This is a genomic window from Plesiomonas sp. ZOR0011, from assembly GCF_000800945.1.
Classification (GTDB): Bacteria; Pseudomonadota; Gammaproteobacteria; order Enterobacterales; family CAMTGL01; genus Plesiomonas; species Plesiomonas shigelloides.
Window position 1 is genome coordinate 1 of record NZ_JRKB01000120.1, and the last position, 18890, is coordinate 18890.

The window sequence follows — 18890 nt, forward strand, 5'->3', positions numbered from 1 at the left end:
CCCAGCGCCATCGCCACCGGAGCAAATTCAATAGAGGCTTCTGGAAATAACGGGATCCCAAAACGCAGCAAGCCGTAGGCGGCGGTTTTCAATAAAATCCCCGCTAAATCGACCGAACCCGCGGTCGGAGCCTGACTGTGTGCATCAGGTAACCAGCCATGCAATGGCACTACCGGCATCTTGACGGCAAAAGCAATGAAGAAGCCGAGCATCAACACAAACTCGACACTCTTGCTCATCGGCGTATTGAGTAAATCGGCATAGTTAAAGGTCAACATGCCAGTGGCCGAATAATGCACAAACACCAGCGCCAAAATAGCCACCAGCATCAGCAAGCCACTTGCTTGGGTATAGATAAAAAACTTGGTTGCCGCCGTGATCCGCGTTTTCCCGTCAGACGCTTTGTGTCCCCAAAGCGCAATCAGGAAATACATCGGCACCAACATCATTTCCCAGAAAAAGAAGAACAAAAACAGATCGACGGCCAAAAACACCCCGATCACGCCACCGAGGATCCACAGCAAATTCAGATGGAAAAAGCCCAGATGACGCTGAATCTCACGCCATGAACATAAAATAGCCAACACCCCTAGCAAACCGGTCAGGATCACCATCAAGAGTGATAGGCCGTCAAGGGCCAGATGAAAGGAGATCCCTAATTGCGGGATCCACGGCATTTGAAATTCCAACTGCCATTGTGGAGTGCCGGCCGTTTGTGGCAGCGAATAATCACCACTGAACCACAATTGTAATGCCAACCCCAAAACCAGCGTCATCGACGCCAGCGCAATCCAGCGCGGAACTCTGGATTGATCCCGCTCAGTCAGCCAGCAAAGAAACCCGCCGGCAAAGGGGATAAGAATAAGCCACAGTAGTGTCATAGCTGAGAGAATCCATTCTAATTAAAACAACACCAGCAACGCCAAAATGAACAGCGCACCGAATCCCACGGACGTTGCATACCAGCGCAATTGTCCGGTCTCAGTAAACACCACCAGTCGGTTCGCCTGACGCACCGCACTGGCGACAATATTCAAGGTTCGGTTAAACGGATCGCCACCTAACAAACGCGTCAGCCACAGATACGGTTGGACAAACACCTTGTCATACAACCAATCAAAGCCCCACGCATGCAGCCAGATTTGCACCAACGTTTTACCACCGGCGGTTTGTGCCATCCACGATACCCAGCGCCGCTCACCCAAGAACAACCACGCAGCAATCAAGATCCCACCGATAGAAATCAGGCCTGATATCAACTCCAGATAATGCTTGGCCGATAATTCCCCCTCAGCACCCGCAGGTAATACCCCGTGTAATGGCGGTACAATTAATGCGCCGATAAAGGTCGATAACAGGGCCAACACCACCAACGGCACCGTATACGCCAATCCATGACCAGCATGCGCCTGCGTTTGCACAGGGCCATGAAACACCACAAAAATCAGACGGAAGGTATAGATGGATGTCAACACGGCGCCCACTAACCCCGCCGCCAGCAATTCGGGATGCCCAGATGCCAGCGCCTGCCACAAAATCTCATCTTTACTGTAAAAACCCGCAGTAATAAACGGTAAAGCCGCCAGCGCGCCACCACCTATCAAAAAGCAGACATACACTAACGGTAGCGATTTACGTAAACCGCCCATGCGGAAAATGTTCTGCTCATGATGACAGGCCACAATCACCGCCCCTGCAGACAAGAACAGCAAGGCTTTAAAGAAGGCGTGAGTCATCAGGTGGAAAATAGCCGCATCCCACGCACTGACGCCAAGCGCCAGAAACATATAACCAATCTGGCTCATGGTGGAATAGGCTAGAATGCGCTTGATATCGGTCTGCACCAACGCGGCAAAACCAGACAGTAACAAGGTCACTGCACCGATAAAGCCCACTAGATACAAAACATCCGGCGCCAAAGTAAAAATCACATGGGTCCTAGCAATCAGGTACACCCCTGCGGTCACCATGGTCGCCGCATGGATCAGCGCCGATACCGGTGTTGGACCGGCCATCGCATCCGCCAACCAAGTTTGTAACGGCAATTGCGCCGATTTACCTACCGCACCGCCCAGTAACATCAAGGCCGCCAACGTCACCGGCCAAGAGCCTGCGGCCATTTTCTCAGGCGCTAACGTTAAAATCGTTTGGATATTCAACGTACCGAGCTGCTGATACAAAATAAACAACCCGATAGCGAGGAACACATCGCCCACGCGCGTAACAATAAAGGCTTTCATTGCGGCAGCGCCGTTTTTAGACTGCTGGTAATAAAAACCGATCAGCAAATAGCTACACAGTCCCACGCCTTCCCAGCCTAAATAGACAAACAACAAATCATTACCCAGCACTAAGAACAGCATGCTGGCGATAAACAGGTTGGTATACGCAAAAAAACGTGAATACCCCTCTTCACCGCGCATGTACCACGAGGCAAACAGGTGGATAAAAAAGCCAACGCCGGTGACCACCGACAGCATGGTCAGCGATAACCCATCCAGATATAAGGATAAGTTAACCTGCAAATCTCCCACCGCCATCCACGTCCATAGTGGCTGTGTGTAGGTGTTTTGCGGATGCAGAGCTAAAAAGTCATAGCCAATATAGACAGTGAGCAACGCCGATAAACCCACGCTTCCCACACCAATCAACGCACTGGTGTTTTCACTCCAGCGCCCAGCCGAGAATGCCAGCAGCAGGTAACCGAGCAGTGGCAGCAAAATCGTCAAAAAGAGTAGGCTCATCCGTGCATCTCACTCACAACGTCCACGTCTAAGGTGTGGTGCCGCCGGTACATCTGCAGCAACAACGCCAACCCGATACTGGCTTCTGCCGCCGCCAGCGTCACGATGAAGATATACATGACTTGGCCATCGGCTTGTCCCCAGTGACTTCCCGCCACCACAAAGGCCAAGCCTGCCGCACTCATCATGATCTCAAGGCTCATCAGGATAAACAGCAAGTTACGCCGGATCATCACTCCTGTCAGGCCCAGCGCAAACAGCGCTGCTGCCAACAACAATCCATGCTCCATAGGAATAGCACTGACAGCATTCATCGCTTATCTCCTTGTGCCTTATGATTTTCCGGTTTGTTTTCGCGGCCAAGATGGTAAGCCGATACCATACCGGCCAGCAGTAATAACGAGGCGAGTTCTACCCCTAAAACGTAAGGCCCAAACAGCGCAATACCGACGGCTTTTGACGGCACATCTTGTAAACCTGCCCCGCCCGCCGACACGCCCATTAACGCAAAGGCCAATACCGCAAACAATAACGCAGATAGTAGCGCTGGCCCTGCCCACACCCGAGGCGTTAACCACTGCTGCTCTTGCTTTGGCGCTGAGCCTAAGTTAAGCATCATCACCACAAAGACAAACAGCACCAAAATGGCACCCGCGTAGACAATAATCTGGATGGCACCAGCAAATTCAGCGCCTAGGGAGAAGAACACCATCGCCACCGAAAGCAATGACACAATCAGGTACAACAACGCGTGCATCGGGTTGCGATTGCTGATCACGCGAAACGTTGCCAGCAATGCCACCAGCGCCGATAAATAAAATGCCCAGCTCATGACCGACTCCTTATGGTAATAAGCCCTTGGTATCGATAGGTAAGGCTTCATCCTGCGCCGTCCCTTTTTGTTTACCGGCAATCGCCAAACCGGATACCCGATAAAAGTTGTAATCGGGGTATTTACCGGGGCCCGAAATCAACAAATCCTCTTTCTCGTACACCAGATCTTGGCGACGGTACTCTCCCATCTCAAAATCTGGAGTCAATTGGATAGCGGTGGTTGGACACGCCTCTTCACACAAACCGCAGAAAATGCAGCGCGAGAAGTTAATCCGGAAAAACTCCGGATACCAACGGCCATCTTCCTGCTCTGCTTTTTGTAATGAGATACAGCCAACCGGACAGGCGACAGCACACAAGTTGCACGCCACACAGCGCTCTTCGCCATCAGGATCTCGGGTTAACACTATCCGACCACGGTAGCGTGGCGGCAGGTAAACCTGCTCTTCAGGATATTGCAGCGTATCGCGCTTGCGCCAAGCATGGGTAAACACCATCCATAAACTGCGCAGCTGGGTTCCTGTTCCTATGAGAATTTCTTTTAACATCGCCATCATCCTTGCAATACCCGTTACTGGGCGTTGTACAGCACAACTACGCCCGTTACGATCAAATTGAATAGCGTCAACGGCAGGCAAAACTTCCAGCCGAACGCCATCACTTGGTCATATCGGGGCCGGGGCAATGAAGCCCGGAGCAGGATAAAAAACATCACAAAAAAGCCCGTTTTCAACACAAACCAGACTATCGGCGGCAATACTGGCCCCAGCCAGCCACCAAAAAACAAAGTGACTAGCAGTGCTGAAATTAAGACAATCCCTATGTATTCGCCCACAAAGAACATGCCCCACTTCATCCCGGCATATTCAATGTGATAACCATCAGCCAGCTCTTGCTCTGCCTCCGGTTGGTCAAAAGGATGACGGTGAGTCACTGCAATTGCCGCCACCAAAAAGGTGACAAATCCTAAAAATTGCGGCACGACAAACCACACTTGCTCCTGCGCTGCGACGATGTCGCGCATATTAAATGAGCCGGTGATTGCCACTATCCCCATGAGGGACAGCCCCATAAAAACCTCATAACTCAAGGTTTGGGCCGACGCACGTAAGCTCCCCAGCAGTGAATATTTGTTATTGCTCGACCAGCCCGCAAAGAGCACCGCATAAACAGCGAGCCCAGCCATGGCAAAGAAAAACAGAACACCGATATTCAGATCCGCGACACCCCAAGTCGGGGTAATCGGAATAATGGCGAAGGTCAGCAAAAACGCGCCCATCGCTATCAGTGGCGCCAACATGAAAATCAATTTGTCGGCAAATGGCGGGATCCAGTCTTCTTTGAAAAACATCTTAATCATGTCAGCGGCCAGCTGCAGGATGCCAAACGGCCCAACACGGTTCGGGCCATAACGGTCTTGCCACAGTCCTAACAGCCGCCGTTCGACATAACTCATAAAGGCACCACAGCTGACCACCACCAACAAGATCACGATGGCTTTGGCTACGTCAGTGAGGATTAACCACGTAGTTGGCGACAATGCGCTCATAACACCGCCTCCTGCATATCTGTGATCACCTGCCCCAACAAGCCCAGCGGGATCCCAGCAAAACCAACCGGCAAAGCAACCACCCCCGCCATCAAGTGCTTATCGATACGCACTGGCAAACGGAAGTAATTCTTATCCCAACTAAAGCTGAGCAGCGTTCCTTCATTCACCGCCAGTTTTTGTGCATCCGCCTCACTGAGCCCAATCGTGGCCATCGGAGTACGCGACTGGATCACCCCCGCACGCTGTGACAGCTCTTCACTACCAAAAATGTGGTATTGACCCACCACTTGATAACCCTGGCCTTCCGCAACCACCTCGGTCTTTTGGTGAGGATACGGATGCAAGTGAGCAGGCTCATGCACTTGTGGTGTGATCAGACGCAGGCCAGGATCACCGGCTTTTAACCGCCCCCCCACTTTATCTTGGTACTTATTCCAAGCTTGCGGTGAGTTCCAACCAGGCGACCAGACAAACGGAATATCGGGATACAGCTCTTTCGAGCCTGAGTATCCTTCCATTGAAAATGCAAATGGGGTGTCAACATCCTGTGGCACACGCGGCTCGTGCACACTGATATTGGCACGCAACGCGGTACGACCGCTGTAACGGTGCGGAGAGCGCGCCAGTTTTAAACTGCGAATACGAAAATCAGCCTTCGGTGCAACGGCGGTCAAATTTGCCAACGCAGGGATCGTCTGCGCACATTGCTTGGACACCACATCAAAATGCGTCCACTCCGATTGCCGAGTCGCCGTATGACTTTGCAATGCGGTTAACCACTGCCAGCTTTCTGCGACATGGTTATTTTCCGCATAGTAAGATGGCGCGTAGACCTGATAAAAACGCTGCGCTCGCCCTTCATGGTTGATCACTGTCCCATCGGCTTCTGCAAAACTGGCTGCTGGCAGCAGTAGAGTCGCTTTATCCATCGTCGCGGTGTGCTGATGATCAAGCACAATCAGGTGAGGTACTGACGACAGCGCATGACTCACACTGGCCGCCGAGGCATGTCGGTATAAGTCCGCCTCCATCACGATCGCAACATCGACTTGTGCTAAACGCGCTAAAGCCGGTTGCAGCGGCTGCGCGCCCAACATCACCAGACCTAAACTATTTACATCGGGGACCACCAGGCTCAAGCCTACCGCTGACTGACGGGCCTTTAATGCCAAAGCGATATTAGCTGCCGCTTTTAGCAACGCCTCTGAGCCGGCCGAGGAGCCAGAAATAATCAGTGGCTTTTTCGCTTGTAATAAGTAAGACGCTATTTGCTGGGCGACATCACTAGTAGACTCACTACCGACCGACTCATGCCCTTCGCCCTGAATACAATCAGCAATGTTAAACGCTAACTCCGCTTGCTGCTCAGGATGAGCAAACCACGTCACTGACGCAATATCATCGAGACGCGTCGGAGCCAACGCGGTGATCATTACTGGATGACGGGCATGTTGCCCAATATTTTGAATCGCGGCAGTTTGCCAGCTATCGACTCGTAACGCGGCCGCCATCTCGCGTGCTTTGCCTTTCGCTGCTTGGCGCACCGCTAAAGCAATACGAGGGGCTGTTTGGGTAATGTCTTCGCCTAACACCAAAATCGCATCGTACTCTTCAATATCACGCAATGAAGGCAGTTCAATATTGGCTGTGTTCAGGATATCCAAAATTAACTGCTGGCGTTGCCACTCAGCCTCATCAACCGCAGCATAAAAATTATTTTCCCCGACCAGTGAGCGCAATGCGAAATTGCTTTCCACGCTGGCCCGGGCAGAGCCAATACCGATAACCTGTTTGGCATGGCGCAGCGTATCGGCGGCCAAATTCAAGGCATGCTCTTGGCTTAGTGTGACAAAGCCTTCACCGGTATTCAGCTGCGCTTGTACCGGACGATCTTTGGCATTAACGAAACCGTAACCAAAACGGCCACGATCGCATAAGAAGTAGTGGTTCACCGCACCGTTATAGCGGTTCTCAATACGGCGCAATTCGCCATAGCGCTCACCCGGACTAATATTGCAACCGACACTGCAATGCTGGCAGATGCTCGGAGCAAACTGCATATCCCATTTACGGTTATAACGCTGAGAGTGGGTTTGATCGGTAAATACACCGGTAGGACAAATTTCGATTAAGTTGCCGGAGAACTCACTTTCCAACGCGCCGTCTTCAACTCGCCCAAAATAGACATTATCGTGCGCACCATAAACACCCAGATCAGTGCCATCCGCATAATCTTTGTAATAACGAACGCAGCGATAACAGGCGATACACCGGTTCATCTCATGAGCAATAAACGGGCCTAAATCCTGATTCTTATGCGTGCGCTTAGTAAAGCGATAACGGCGGGTATTGTGGCCAGTCATCACCGTCATATCCTGCAGATGGCAAGCTCCGCCCTCCTCACAGACTGGACAATCATGGGGATGGTTGAGCATCAGCCATTCAACGACACTTTTACGAAACGCTTTGGCCTCTTCATCTTCAATCGAGATGTAAGTACCATCTGTCGCCGGTGTCATACAAGACATCACCAAGCGGCCGCGTTTGTCATCGGCATTCTGATATTGCTTCACCGCACATTGCCGACAAGCGCCCACACTTCCCAGTGCCGGATGCCAACAAAAATACGGGACATCGAGTCCTAATGAGAGGCACGCCTGCAGGAGATTATCTGCACCATTGACCTCGAAATCCTTTCCATCAATGTGAATCGTCGCCATACCTAACAATCTTATTTTATGCCCACACGAACTGAGCTGGTGGTTAATACAGCAGGTGTTGCTAACCTCGCACGACTGACCTGCTTTCCGGCATACGGCTTACCAAGTTTGCTTGAGTAAATTCGGTTGTATCCCCGCCACCTGACGCAGCGCCCCGTGAATATCACGGCTGATCCCAGCTTCAAATTCAGACCGGAAATATTTAAGTGCGCTTTGTAATGGCTCTACAGCTCCCGGCGCATGTGCGCAAAACGTTTTGCCTGGGCCTAAAAAGTTGCACAGCTGCTCCAGAACTTCGATATCACCGAGCTGACCTTGGCCTTGCTCCAACGCACGCAAGATCTTCACACTCCATGGCAATCCATCGCGGCATGGCGTGCACCAACCACAAGATTCGCGCGCAAAAAACTCTTCCAGATTGCGCACCAAACCAACCATGTTAATGCTGTCATCCACCGCCATCGCCAGCCCGGTTCCTAAACGGCTTCCGGCTTTGGCGATAGAGTCAAAATCCATCGGCAAATCAAGGTGCTCCTCCATTAAGAAGTCTGTACCCGCACCACCTGGTTGCCACGCTTTAAAGCAATAGCCCTCTAACATGCCACCGGCATACTCTTCCAATAGCTCACGCGCGGTGGTGCCAAACGGTACTTCCCATACGCCAGGGCGGCGAACGCGGCCAGAGAACCCCATTAATTTGGTGCCTGCATCACTGCTTTTCCCTGCAGACAAGCCTTTATACCAATCACTGCCAAAATGCAGAATGTAAGGGATATTGTTGAGCGTCTCGACGTTATTTACACAGGTCGGTTTACCCCACGCCCCAGCAATCGCGGGAAATGGCGGTTTTGCTCTAGGATTGGCACGCCGACCTTCCAATGAGTTAATCAGCGCGGTCTCTTCACCACAGATATAACGCCCAGCGCCAGTGTGCACAAACAGCTCAAAATTAAATCCGGAGCCTAAAATATTGTTGCCAAGATACCCTGCCGCTTTGGCTTCCTTGATCGCACGGCGCAGACGCTCGGCAGCCTCAACATACTCGCCACGCAAGAAGATATAGCCTCGATAGGCCCCTAACGCATAGGCCGATAAGATCATACCCTCAACGAGCTGATGCGGTAGCTGCTCCATCAGCAAACGGTCTTTATAAGTCCCCGGCTCCATCTCATCGGCGTTACATAAAAGATATTTGCGATCAAACTTGCTGTCTGTGGGCATCAAGCCCCATTTGATGCCGGTAGAAAAACCTGCGCCACCACGGCCACGCAAACCGGAGTTTTTCACCACTGTAATAACATCTGAGGCTGACATGCTGGTCAGCGTTTTCTCGACAGCTGCATAGCCATCTTTCTTACGATACTCATCAATCCAAACCGGCTGTAAATCGGGGCGAATACGCCAAGTTAAAGGATGCGAATCTGCGCTCAAAATACTCATTCATATTTCTCCAGCAACAAATCAACACTTTCAGGCGAGACATGGCTGTGCGTATCGTCATCAATCATGAGTGTCGGACTTTTATCGCAGTTACCTAAACAACACACTGGCAAAAGCGTAAAACGCTGATCTGATGTGGTTTGCCCTGGTTTGATGCCTAAACGAGTCTCTAATTTTTTCTGTATCGCTTGATAACCGGTGATATAGCACACCACACTGTCACAATAGCGAATTACATGACGCCCTACTGGACGGCGGAAAATTTGACTATAAAAGGTCGCCACACCTTCAACATCGCTCGCGGGGATAGACAACACTTCAGCAATAGCTTCAATGGCCTCGTCACAAACCCAACCAAAATGTTTTTGCACTAATTTCAGCGCTTCAATAGATGCCGCGCGTGGATCTTCATAATGCGACATCTCATGCTGGATCTCGGCTTTTAGCGCCGCCGGCAAGACAAACTGTTGTGGTGAATTTTCTGCTTGATTGTCCATAATCACCGATCCACATCAGACATAACAAAATCAATACTGCCCAGATAAACAATCAGATCTGATACTAGGCTGCCACGGATCACACTCGGAATTTGCTGCAAATGCGCAAAGCTTGGAGTACGAATGCGGGTACGGTAGCTCATGGTGCTGCCATCGCTAGTTAAGTAATAGCTGTTAGCGCCCTTGGTCGCCTCAATCATCTGAAACGACTCATTAGCAGGCATAATCGGCCCCCACGAGACTTGCAAGAAGTGGTTGATAAGCGTTTCGATATGCTGCAATGCGCGCTCTTTTGGCGGTGGCGTGGTCAGTGGATGATCGGCTTTATACGGACCCTCCGGCATATTGTTCAAACATTGCTCCACAATACGCAGGCTCTGGCGGATCTCCTCGACTCGCACTAATGCCCTATCGTAAGCATCACCATTGCTACCGGTTGGCACCTCAAAATCAAAGTTCTGATAACCGGAATAAGGCCGCCACTTGCGGATATCTAATCCTAACCCCGTGGCCCGTAAGCCTGCGCCCGTCACCCCCCACTCCAACGCTTGCTGGGTGTTGTAAGCCGCCACCCCAATGGTACGTCCGCGCAAAATGCTATTACGCAGCGCTGCAGTGACATAACTTTCTAAGCGTTTTGGTAACCAGTCCAAAAACTCGCGCACCAGACGCTGCCAGCCTTGTGGTAAATCATGTGCAACGCCACCAATGCGAAACCACGCCGGATGCATGCGCGCTCCCGTGATCGCTTCAATGATGTTGTAAATGCGCTGACGGTCGGAAAATGCATAGAACACCGGCGTCATCGCGCCGACATCCTGAATATAGGTGCCGAGGAACAGTAGATGACTGTTGATTCGAAACAGCTCGGCAAGCATCACCCGGATCACTTCTACTTTGGCAGGGACTTGGATCCCAGCCAATTTTTCAACCGCCAATACATAAGGCAGGTTATTCATCACCCCGCCTAAGTATTCGACGCGATCGGTATACGGAATATAACTATGCCAAGACTGACGCTCGGCCATTTTCTCCGCACCGCGGTGGTGGTAGCCAATATCGGGGACACAATCGACTATTTCTTCACCATCGAGCTGTAAAACGATGCGAAATGCTCCGTGTGCCGATGGATGGTTAGGGCCAAGGTTCAAGAACATGAAGTCTTCGTTATCGGTGCCTTTGCGCATCCCCCAGTCTTCGGGTTTAAAACGCAACGCCTCTTGTTCTAAATCTTGTTTAGCCACATCCAATGCAAACGGGTCGAATTCGGTTGCTCGCGCAGGGAAATCTTTGCGCAGAGGATGACCTTGCCAAGACTTTGGCATCATGATGCGAGTCAGATGAGGATGGCCGGTAAAAGTGATACCAAATAAATCCCAAACCTCACGCTCATACCAATTAGCGTTACTGAAAATTGAAGTGATACTTGGGAGAGTGAGACTTTTTTCCGACAATGCCACTTTGAGTAAAACATCACTGTTTCGCTCAACAGACAATAAATGATAGAAAACCGTAAAATCCTGCGCGACCAGCTGTTCACGATGTGTGCGTAACCGCTCATCGACAGCATGCAAGTCATACAGCATGTTATAAGGCTTGGGGATTTTTTTTAAAAAGGAAATAACATCCACTAACGCCGATTTAGGCAACCAAATAACCGGCATACCTGTTTTGCTCGCTTGTAGCGTGAACATCTCACGGCCGAAACGAGAAATAAGCTCACCGATCACCGGATTATCCTGATGATTTTGAGCCGGCCAGCCATCGACCTGTGGCTGTATTTGAGAGTGCAATTCCATGGTCATTTCAGAGCAACTCCTGCTCGTTATACTTCATCAGGTGTGCGCAGATTTTTTATCTGAATTCGTTCTTCGCGCTTAAGATCTTTTTCCGGTGTCATTTGTGCTCGGTAAATACCTTGGTCACCAACAACCCATGACAACGGGCGTCTTTCCTTGCCAATCGATTCTTGTAATAACATCAAGGCTTGTAAAAACGCTTCCGGACGCGGAGGGCAACCAGGGATATACACATCCACCGGCAAAAACTTATCGACACCTTGCACTACCGAGTAGATGTCATACATGCCACCGGAATTAGCACATGCCCCCATGGATATCACCCACTTCGGCTCAAGCATTTGCTCATACAGGCGTTGAATAACTGGGGCCATTTTAATAAAACAGGTTCCCGCCACGACCATGAAATCAGCTTGACGCGGAGATGCCCTGATGACTTCGGCGCCAAAACGAGCCACATCATGCGGAGAAGTAAACGCCGTAGTCATTTCCACATAACAGCATGACAAGCCGAAGTTGTATGGCCATAAGGAGTTCTTACGTCCCCAATTCACCGTTGAATGCAAAACATCCTCCAGCTTGCCCATAAAAACACTGCGGTTAATCTGCTCCGATAGCGGATCTTCGACTGTTTCTTTTTTCTCCATCGGATAGCGGGCAGGTAAAGCATCCGGATCTATGCGGGTTAATGTGTACTTCATACAACAATCCTTGTAATTACTGCTTATGTGAAGCGCTCTGACTTACACCGCGCTTTGACTTTTCTGGGGTCCAATCCAGTGCCCCAATACGCCACAGGTAAAGCAAACCTATGAGCAGCACGACAATAAAGACGGATGCCTCAATTAATCCCAACCAACCGCTCTCCCTGACGGAAACAGACCAGGCAAACAGGTATAAGGCCTCGACATCAAAGATCACGAAAATCATGGCCACCAAATAGAATTTGGCTGAGAAACGCAGGCGAGCACTACCAACAGAATCGACTCCGGATTCAAACGGCTGATTCTTAGAACGACCCCATGCCTTCCCCCCCAGCAATGAGGCAGTTCCAACCATAAATAAGCACAGAGCAATAATCGCCAGTACGAAGATTGCAAAAGACCAATGATGAGCAAGGACTTCCGATGTCATCCTCTTACCCTCAATAGCATTCAGATAGGAGAGTATTCACGGGTAATACCGGTGAATAGATATGTAGTTTTTAATCACTCCAACATCCCATCATGATTAAAAACATTATTCACATATTTTTTACACCAAAAGGTAACATAAAGTCAATGAGGACAATCGGTAGAAGCAACTTCATCAGCCTCGAACACAATGAGATAAAACCTATCAATTTCAATGATGTAAATTATATTCACGCTGAAAATGATGATACAGCTGTAACTTAATTTGATTGGGATACGTTATCGATACGCAACAAAAAAGAGAACAATGCCTAAGCACTGCTCTCTTTTTTTAACTCCCAGACTAACAAGATAAGGTTTTATGCATTAAAACCTTTATAATGAAGCTGTTATGGTAAATATCTGATTTCAGCGAGTAACTACAGTGAAGCCGTAATTTTCACGTAGTGTGTTGGCCAGTTGTTCTTTCACTAACGGAGGTAACGCTGCAGCATGACATCCTTCCAATGCACCAGCCAAGGCCCACAACAATTTTTCTGTCACGTCACTGCACTGAGATTTAACTTGAATATAAGCAGCAACTGCCCCCAAGGCTTGCAATTCACTGATTGTACTAATGCCTGCTTTTCTAAGTAAGCGCTCAGTTGATAGCCCCATATTTGGCAGGTCTTTTAACCGCTTTGCTAAACCACCGCGTTTTTCTTCTTTATCTGCTCTTGCACCATTCAAAGCATGTGTTGCCATTGCGATCAATTGCTCTACGTTATCCCATGTTGCTTGTTCGACTTTGTAATAACGCAACATAACTGGACGACCGCGTTTGGTATAAACAAAAGGCGTCATTCCTCGTGCAATAAAGCGGGCTTCCAACCCCGTACATGCACGCAGATAAAGATGATCCTCTGAAACCACGGCAAACATCACATCCCCTTGATATAAGCCGAAGCCGCCAAACATAGAGCGTGATTTAACTTCACCAAAACAACCAGAGAATACTTCACACGCTTTCTTGATCAGATTCTTATCTACAGTGTTCATGGCTCCCCTCCATAACTGCTTGCTTCGAGCTCTTAAACAAGAGTGATAACAAGCTCTCCCTTTAATTTGTAACACGCAATAATTTGTAAAATCGCAATAAGTTTCAGAAGCGGATCTCGTCACTATGAAATCGAGGCTATCTTCGCGATTTTTGACACATTAAGCAACACCAGCCGTCACATTATTGACGCAATTATATACATCAGAAATCTCATTCGCCTATTTTTTATCCACATGAGATATTTCATTTTCACGTTAATAACCTGCACAGATACCGAAAAAACTCTTTTTTTGTGACAAAAAACAAAATAATTATGCAACCAATTAAGCAATTTTAGATAGGTTTATCGATCTTTTTTTGTACAGGGACACAAATCTAGTCTATTTATTTATATTAAAAAACAATAACTAAATGTTTTTGTGATTAAAAATCAACACGATATGTTATTCATTTTCTTTACCCGTTCGTTTACATGTGTAACTGTTTGCGAACTTAATCACGTTAGTCTTGTATCTTTTAAAACTCTCGGTAGACTTATTACTAAGAATGGAACATTTGGGCAGGTATTTTAATACTTGCTAACAAAGGAATGTTCATTCAAGAATGACGAAAGACCTGTGAGTTTTTCGCGCAAAATTTATGCCTTTCATTGATGATAACGAGGCGCAAGATGAAAAAAACTGCAATCGCTCTGGCTCTGGCCGGTATGGCATTCGCTGCTTCTACTCAAGCAGCTCCACAAGAAGGTACTTGGTACACTGGTGCTAAGCTGGGTTGGTCCAACTACTTCAGTACCGACTCAAGTGGGAACTTTAAAAACAAGTTCGACGACGCTACCCACTTCAGCAAAAACTCTCTGGGCGGTGGTGTATTTGGTGGTTACCAAGTAAACCCATGGTTTGCAGTTGAAATGGGTTATGACTACCTAAATAAGCTGAAGACTAACAACGGTGATATGCGCACTCAGGGTATTCAACTGAGCGGTAAGTTCAGTTACCCAGTAATGCAAGATCTGGATCTGTACACCCGTTTGGGTGCTATGGGTTACCGTGCTGATATGAAGGGCAGCGCCCAAGAACAGTTCAACCGTCACGAAACTGGCGTTCGTGCCCTAGCTGCTGTTGGTGCAGAATACGCATTCAACGACAACTGGGCTGGCCGTCTGGAATACCAATACACCAACAAACTGGGTAACAGCAACCAAGTTGGCGCCTCTGCTGACAACGGCCTGCTGACCTTCGGTGTATCTTACCGTTTCGGTCAAACTGTAGAAGCAGCCCCTGCTCCAGTTCCAGCTCCAGCTCCAGAAATCGAAACCAAGCGTTTCACTCTTACTTCTGACGTTCTGTTCAACTTCGGTAAAGCAACTCTGAAGCCAGAAGGTCAGCAAGCTCTGCAGAAGATGTACGCTGAAATCCAGAACATGGGTCTGAAAGACAAGACAGCTGTTATCATCGGTTACACTGACCGTATCGGTTCCGATGCTTTCAACATGAAGCTGTCTCAAGAGCGTGCTCAATCTGTTGCTAGCTACCTGGAAAGCCTGGGTGCTCCAGCTAACATGCTGACTGTAGAAGGTCGCGGTAAAGCTGATCCAGTAACTGGTAACAAGTGTGACGGTATCAAGAACCGTAACGCTCTGATTTCTTGCCTGGCTCCAGACCGCCGTGTAGAAATCGAAGTTCAAGGTGTTAAAGAGCAAGTTGTTGAAGCTCAGCAGTAATACTTGAACTCTGAATAAAATAAACCCCGCATTGCGGGGTTTATTTTTTGAGTAGCTCAACCAAATCTTTTCTTACTTCGTCAACTTGACTCTGATAACGTTTTTTCGTGCTCGACTCGTCCAAAAGATGCGTAATGGTCGCTGACAATGTCATTCCAAGTTCATTTGCTCGCTCTGAAAGTTTCTTCCACACCGCATATTCCAAATCGATTGATTTTTTTCTCGTTGCCGTTTTTTCAGCATCGAAATAGCGCTTACGAGTCGCTCTAACTACTTGCTTAAGTTTGATATCGAGCGCCGGATTTAGATTGGCTACAATCCATGCAGAGATTGCCTCTGGATTATTCGCACACTCTTGTAAACGCAAAACGGCATCTTCCACTGCACTGCTTTCTGTATAGTGCGTGATATTTTCACCTGCCTGCGCTTTTTTGACCAAGTATTTCCATTTCCAACCACTTTCTAAATTGTCAAGTTGTTGATATTTCATTGTTAAAATCTCAGCGGGCGGTATATTCTAAACGAAAATCATGATAGCAAATGCAGACACAGTGCGCTTACATACAAGCGCCGTATCATAGGGTAAATTTGTTATAATCTCACTCTCAATTCATTATGCAGTGTACGAACTTGACTAAACAAGAACTCGAATGGCAGCAACTTTTGCCGAATACTGAACAGTACATGCCGCTATTTTCCAGCGCGGATGAACAACCACCTTACTCATTCCTCGATATTCAGCCAAGACTTGCCGACAGTCTGGATCGTTTTTGTCGTCTTCGCGCTAATCCATCGTTCCTGCTAGTGAAAGGCAAAGAGAACCAACGCTACCTTTCTCTGCTCGCCGAAGCGATACGTGAGCGTGTACCGCCTCTAGAAGACACAATCGGCTTTCATTATCAGTTTGATAGCCATACGTTACGCGTTGATGGTGCATCTGCGACATCCGATGCCGATAATTTCGCCGCAAATACGGTCTGTGCCTATGCTGAATGGGTCTCATGGGAGCAGTTATTCGGTAGCGTTAAAGAGTTCAATAACCAGATTATTATGGAGCCAGGACTTATCCATAAAGCCAATGGTGGTTATTTAGTTCTTCCTCTTCGCACACTGCTCATTCAGCCCGAAATCTGGTTACAACTGCGAAAAACCCTGCTGAGTAAACAATTCCAGTGGTGTAATGCAAACGACAGCAAACCATTACCGCTACCTATTCCTTCCATGCCACTTGATCTGCGCCTCATTTTAGTCGGCGATCGTTTCAGCATGGCTGAATTCGGCGAGCTTGAGCCGGATCTGGATACTCTTTCAATGTACACGGAAATTGAAGATGATCTGGAAATCGACTCAGATGAAACACTCTCTGCTTGGCTAGGTTATGTCAACAGCCTTGCCAATGAACTGGAACTTCCATCATTAAAGCAAGACGCATGGCCAATTTTGTTACATGCTGGCGCGAGAGAAACGAACGACCAACAACGCTTGCCACTGTGCCCGCTCTGGCTCGAGGCGCTGCTGGCCGAAGCCAGCCTTGAATCTGATGATGAGCCGATCAGCGCAGAGGCATTATCAAATGCGATTCATGCTCGTCGTGACCGCGCTGGATATTTACCAGAAAGAGCAATGGATGATATTCACCGCGGACAGGTCTTTATTGACACCGAAGGCGCTCAGATTGGCCAAGTTAATGGCTTATCAGTCCTCGAATATCCGGGTCATCCTTTTGCTTTTGGCGAGCCTTCTCGCATCAGTTGTGTTGTGCATCTGGGTGATGGTGACATTGCTGACGTGGAGCGTAAAGTTGAGCTCGGCGGTAATATTCACGCCAAAGGCATGATGATCATGCAAGCCTACTTGGCATCAGAGCTAGCCTTGGAGCAACAGCTGCCTTTCTCTGCCTCGCTAGTTTTTGAGCAGTCCTACGGTGAGGTAGACGGTGATAGCGCGTCTCTGGCTGAATTATGTGCCTTAGTTAGCGCTCTGTCATTACAGCCGGTCTCGCAATCGATCGCCATCACGGGTGCCGTCGACCAATTTGGCCGTGTCCAACCGGTGGGTGGCATCAATGAAAAAATTGAAGGCTTCTTTGCCGTATGTGAAAACCGCGGATTAACTGGCGAACAAGGCATCATTTTACCCGCCAGCAATCTTCGTCATCTGTGTTTGTCTGACGATGTAGTTGAAGCAGTAAAAGATGGAACCTTCCACGTTTATGCTGTTGAGCATGCCTCAGAGGCGCTATCGCTATTAACGGGTCTGCCATTTGACAGTGATGATGAGAAACAACCGTCCCTGTTAGGATTGATTGAGCAAAGAATTGAACAGCTTAATCAGACCGAACAGCAAACGACTCCATGGTGGTTGCGGTGGACTAACTGGTTCAACCACAGCTGATCGGAGTTGTTCAGCGTACAAGTGTTCGCTAAGTTAGTGGCAGAATTCACTACCAGACGTTGTACGCTATGTTGATGAAACGTTTTTCATATTCCAAGGAAGATCTGCTGGCCTCCAGCCGCGGTGAGTTATTCGGTGAAACCGGTCCACAATTACCAGCACCTAATATGCTGATGATGGATCGCATCGTCAAAATGTCTGAAACCGAAGGTAACTTTGGCAAAGGCTATATCGAAGCCGAACTGGATATCAATCCAGATCTTTGGTTCTTTGCGTGCCACTTCCCTGGCGATCCAGTAATGCCAGGCTGCTTAGGACTGGATGCCATGTGGCAGCTGGTTGGCTTCTTCTTAGGCTGGACTGGTGGTGAAGGCAAAGGCCGCGCATTAGGTGTAGGTGAAGTGAAATTCACCGGTCAGATCCTACCTACAGCCAAGAAAGTGGTTTATCGCATCCATATCAAGCGCCTGATTAATCGTAAGTTGATTATGGGTATGGCGGATGGTGAAGTTGAAGTCGATGGCCGCGTCATTTATACCGCGACAGATCTGAAAGTCGGTTTGTTTAAAGACACCTCGGGCTTTTAATTCGCGAGTAATATCAATTAAGAGATCCCAAAGACCAGCTTTCGAGCTGGTTTTTTTATTGCGATGTAAACCTAACAGCTTATCTACTCAGATAATAACGATCGTGATTGATAGGATACTGTCGTGCTAACAAGCGCGAGTTTACCTGATCGAGTCGGGAAAAGAGCTAAATACAGCGTTTATATGTGCAAGAGATAGTTCGCTGAAGCAACGCTCACGAGCAGAGAAGAAAAGAGAACTCGCTTAGGCATACGAGCACACCTAACAAAATCCAAAACTATCCGAGAGATAATAAACGAAATATGGATAACACCAAACGCAAAAAGCCCATCCGTTAGGATGGGCTCTTCATTTATTTGATGCCTGGCAGTTCCCTACTCTCGCATGGGGAGACCCCACACTACCATCGGCGCTACGGCGTTTCACTT

General features: G+C 48.6%; 17 protein-coding genes. 3 read left to right on the forward strand and 14 right to left on the reverse strand.

Annotation, left to right across the window (positions count from 1 at the left end; translation table 11 throughout):
- The 13 genes from L975_RS16835 to L975_RS16895 form a co-directional block, all read right to left on the reverse strand.
- Positions 1-881 (reverse strand): NADH-quinone oxidoreductase subunit M (locus L975_RS16835; protein ID WP_047709404.1); only part of this gene is annotated, 881 nt, incomplete at its 3' end.
- A 21-nt stretch (positions 882-902) separates the two neighbouring features.
- Positions 903-2744 carry an NADH-quinone oxidoreductase subunit L gene (gene nuoL / locus L975_RS16840; protein ID WP_047709405.1) on the reverse strand — a complete coding sequence of 614 codons (1842 nt, stop codon included), beginning with the start codon at positions 2742-2744 and terminating at the stop codon, positions 903-905.
- Positions 2741-3058, reverse strand: coding sequence for an NADH-quinone oxidoreductase subunit NuoK (gene nuoK, locus L975_RS16845; protein WP_010863965.1), 318 nt, complete (start codon positions 3056-3058; stop codon positions 2741-2743). Before nuoK ends, nuoL begins: the two co-directional genes overlap by 4 nt.
- Entirely contained in the window at positions 3055-3576 is a 522-nt protein-coding gene (gene nuoJ / locus L975_RS16850; RefSeq protein ID WP_010863966.1) for an NADH-quinone oxidoreductase subunit J, read from the reverse strand. The genes nuoK and nuoJ overlap by 4 nt, the downstream gene beginning before the upstream one ends.
- Positions 3577-3586: 10 nt before the next feature.
- On the reverse strand, positions 3587-4126 hold the full coding sequence (gene nuoI / locus L975_RS16855) for an NADH-quinone oxidoreductase subunit NuoI (protein WP_010863967.1): 540 nt from the start codon (positions 4124-4126) through the stop codon (positions 3587-3589).
- A gap of 23 nt (positions 4127-4149) precedes the next feature.
- Positions 4150-5127, reverse strand: a complete 978-nt coding sequence (gene nuoH / locus L975_RS16860; RefSeq protein WP_039044888.1) for an NADH-quinone oxidoreductase subunit NuoH — start codon at positions 5125-5127, stop codon at positions 4150-4152.
- Complete coding sequence (nuoG, locus tag L975_RS16865; protein ID WP_039044889.1) at positions 5124-7850, reverse strand: NADH-quinone oxidoreductase subunit NuoG; 2727 nt, start codon at positions 7848-7850, stop codon at positions 5124-5126. The genes nuoH and nuoG overlap by 4 nt, the downstream gene beginning before the upstream one ends.
- Positions 7851-7949: 99 nt before the next feature.
- Entirely contained in the window at positions 7950-9290 is a 1341-nt protein-coding gene (gene nuoF / locus L975_RS16870; RefSeq protein WP_047709406.1) for an NADH-quinone oxidoreductase subunit NuoF, read from the reverse strand.
- Positions 9287-9787, reverse strand: a complete 501-nt coding sequence (gene nuoE / locus L975_RS16875) for an NADH-quinone oxidoreductase subunit NuoE (protein WP_010863971.1) — start codon at positions 9785-9787, stop codon at positions 9287-9289. Before nuoE ends, nuoF begins: the two co-directional genes overlap by 4 nt.
- Positions 9788-9789: 2 nt before the next feature.
- Positions 9790-11586, reverse strand: coding sequence for an NADH-quinone oxidoreductase subunit C/D (nuoC, locus tag L975_RS16880; RefSeq protein ID WP_156121245.1), 1797 nt, complete (start codon positions 11584-11586; stop codon positions 9790-9792).
- A 26-nt stretch (positions 11587-11612) separates the two neighbouring features.
- Positions 11613-12287 carry an NADH-quinone oxidoreductase subunit B family protein gene (locus tag L975_RS16885; RefSeq protein ID WP_010863973.1) on the reverse strand — a complete coding sequence of 225 codons (675 nt, stop codon included), beginning with the start codon at positions 12285-12287 and terminating at the stop codon, positions 11613-11615.
- 16 nt (positions 12288-12303) lie between these two features.
- A complete protein-coding gene (locus L975_RS16890) occupies positions 12304-12720 on the reverse strand; it encodes an NADH-quinone oxidoreductase subunit A (RefSeq protein ID WP_039044893.1) in 417 nt (138 codons plus the stop codon).
- Positions 12721-13127: 407 nt separating this feature from the next.
- A complete protein-coding gene (locus tag L975_RS16895; RefSeq protein ID WP_010863975.1) occupies positions 13128-13757 on the reverse strand; it encodes a TfoX/Sxy family DNA transformation protein in 630 nt (209 codons plus the stop codon).
- Between the two features lie 671 nt (positions 13758-14428).
- On the opposite strand from L975_RS16895, the gene ompA reads away from it, so the two are divergent.
- On the forward strand, positions 14429-15481 hold the full coding sequence (ompA, locus tag L975_RS16900) for a porin OmpA (RefSeq protein WP_039044894.1): 1053 nt from the start codon (positions 14429-14431) through the stop codon (positions 15479-15481).
- Between the two features lie 40 nt (positions 15482-15521).
- Here the strand turns inward: ompA and matP are convergent, their stop codons facing one another.
- Entirely contained in the window at positions 15522-15971 is a 450-nt protein-coding gene (matP, locus tag L975_RS16905; RefSeq protein WP_039044895.1) for a macrodomain Ter protein MatP, read from the reverse strand.
- 140 nt (positions 15972-16111) lie between these two features.
- Here matP and L975_RS16910 point away from each other — a divergent pair, with 140 nt between their 5' ends.
- Positions 16112-17875: a Lon protease family protein gene (locus L975_RS16910; RefSeq protein WP_039044967.1), complete on the forward strand. Its 1764-nt coding sequence runs from the start codon at positions 16112-16114 to the stop codon at positions 17873-17875.
- Between the two features lie 68 nt (positions 17876-17943).
- Positions 17944-18462, forward strand: coding sequence for a bifunctional 3-hydroxydecanoyl-ACP dehydratase/trans-2-decenoyl-ACP isomerase (fabA, locus tag L975_RS16915; RefSeq protein ID WP_010863979.1), 519 nt, complete (start codon positions 17944-17946; stop codon positions 18460-18462).
- The last annotated feature ends 428 nt before the right edge of the window (positions 18463-18890 follow it).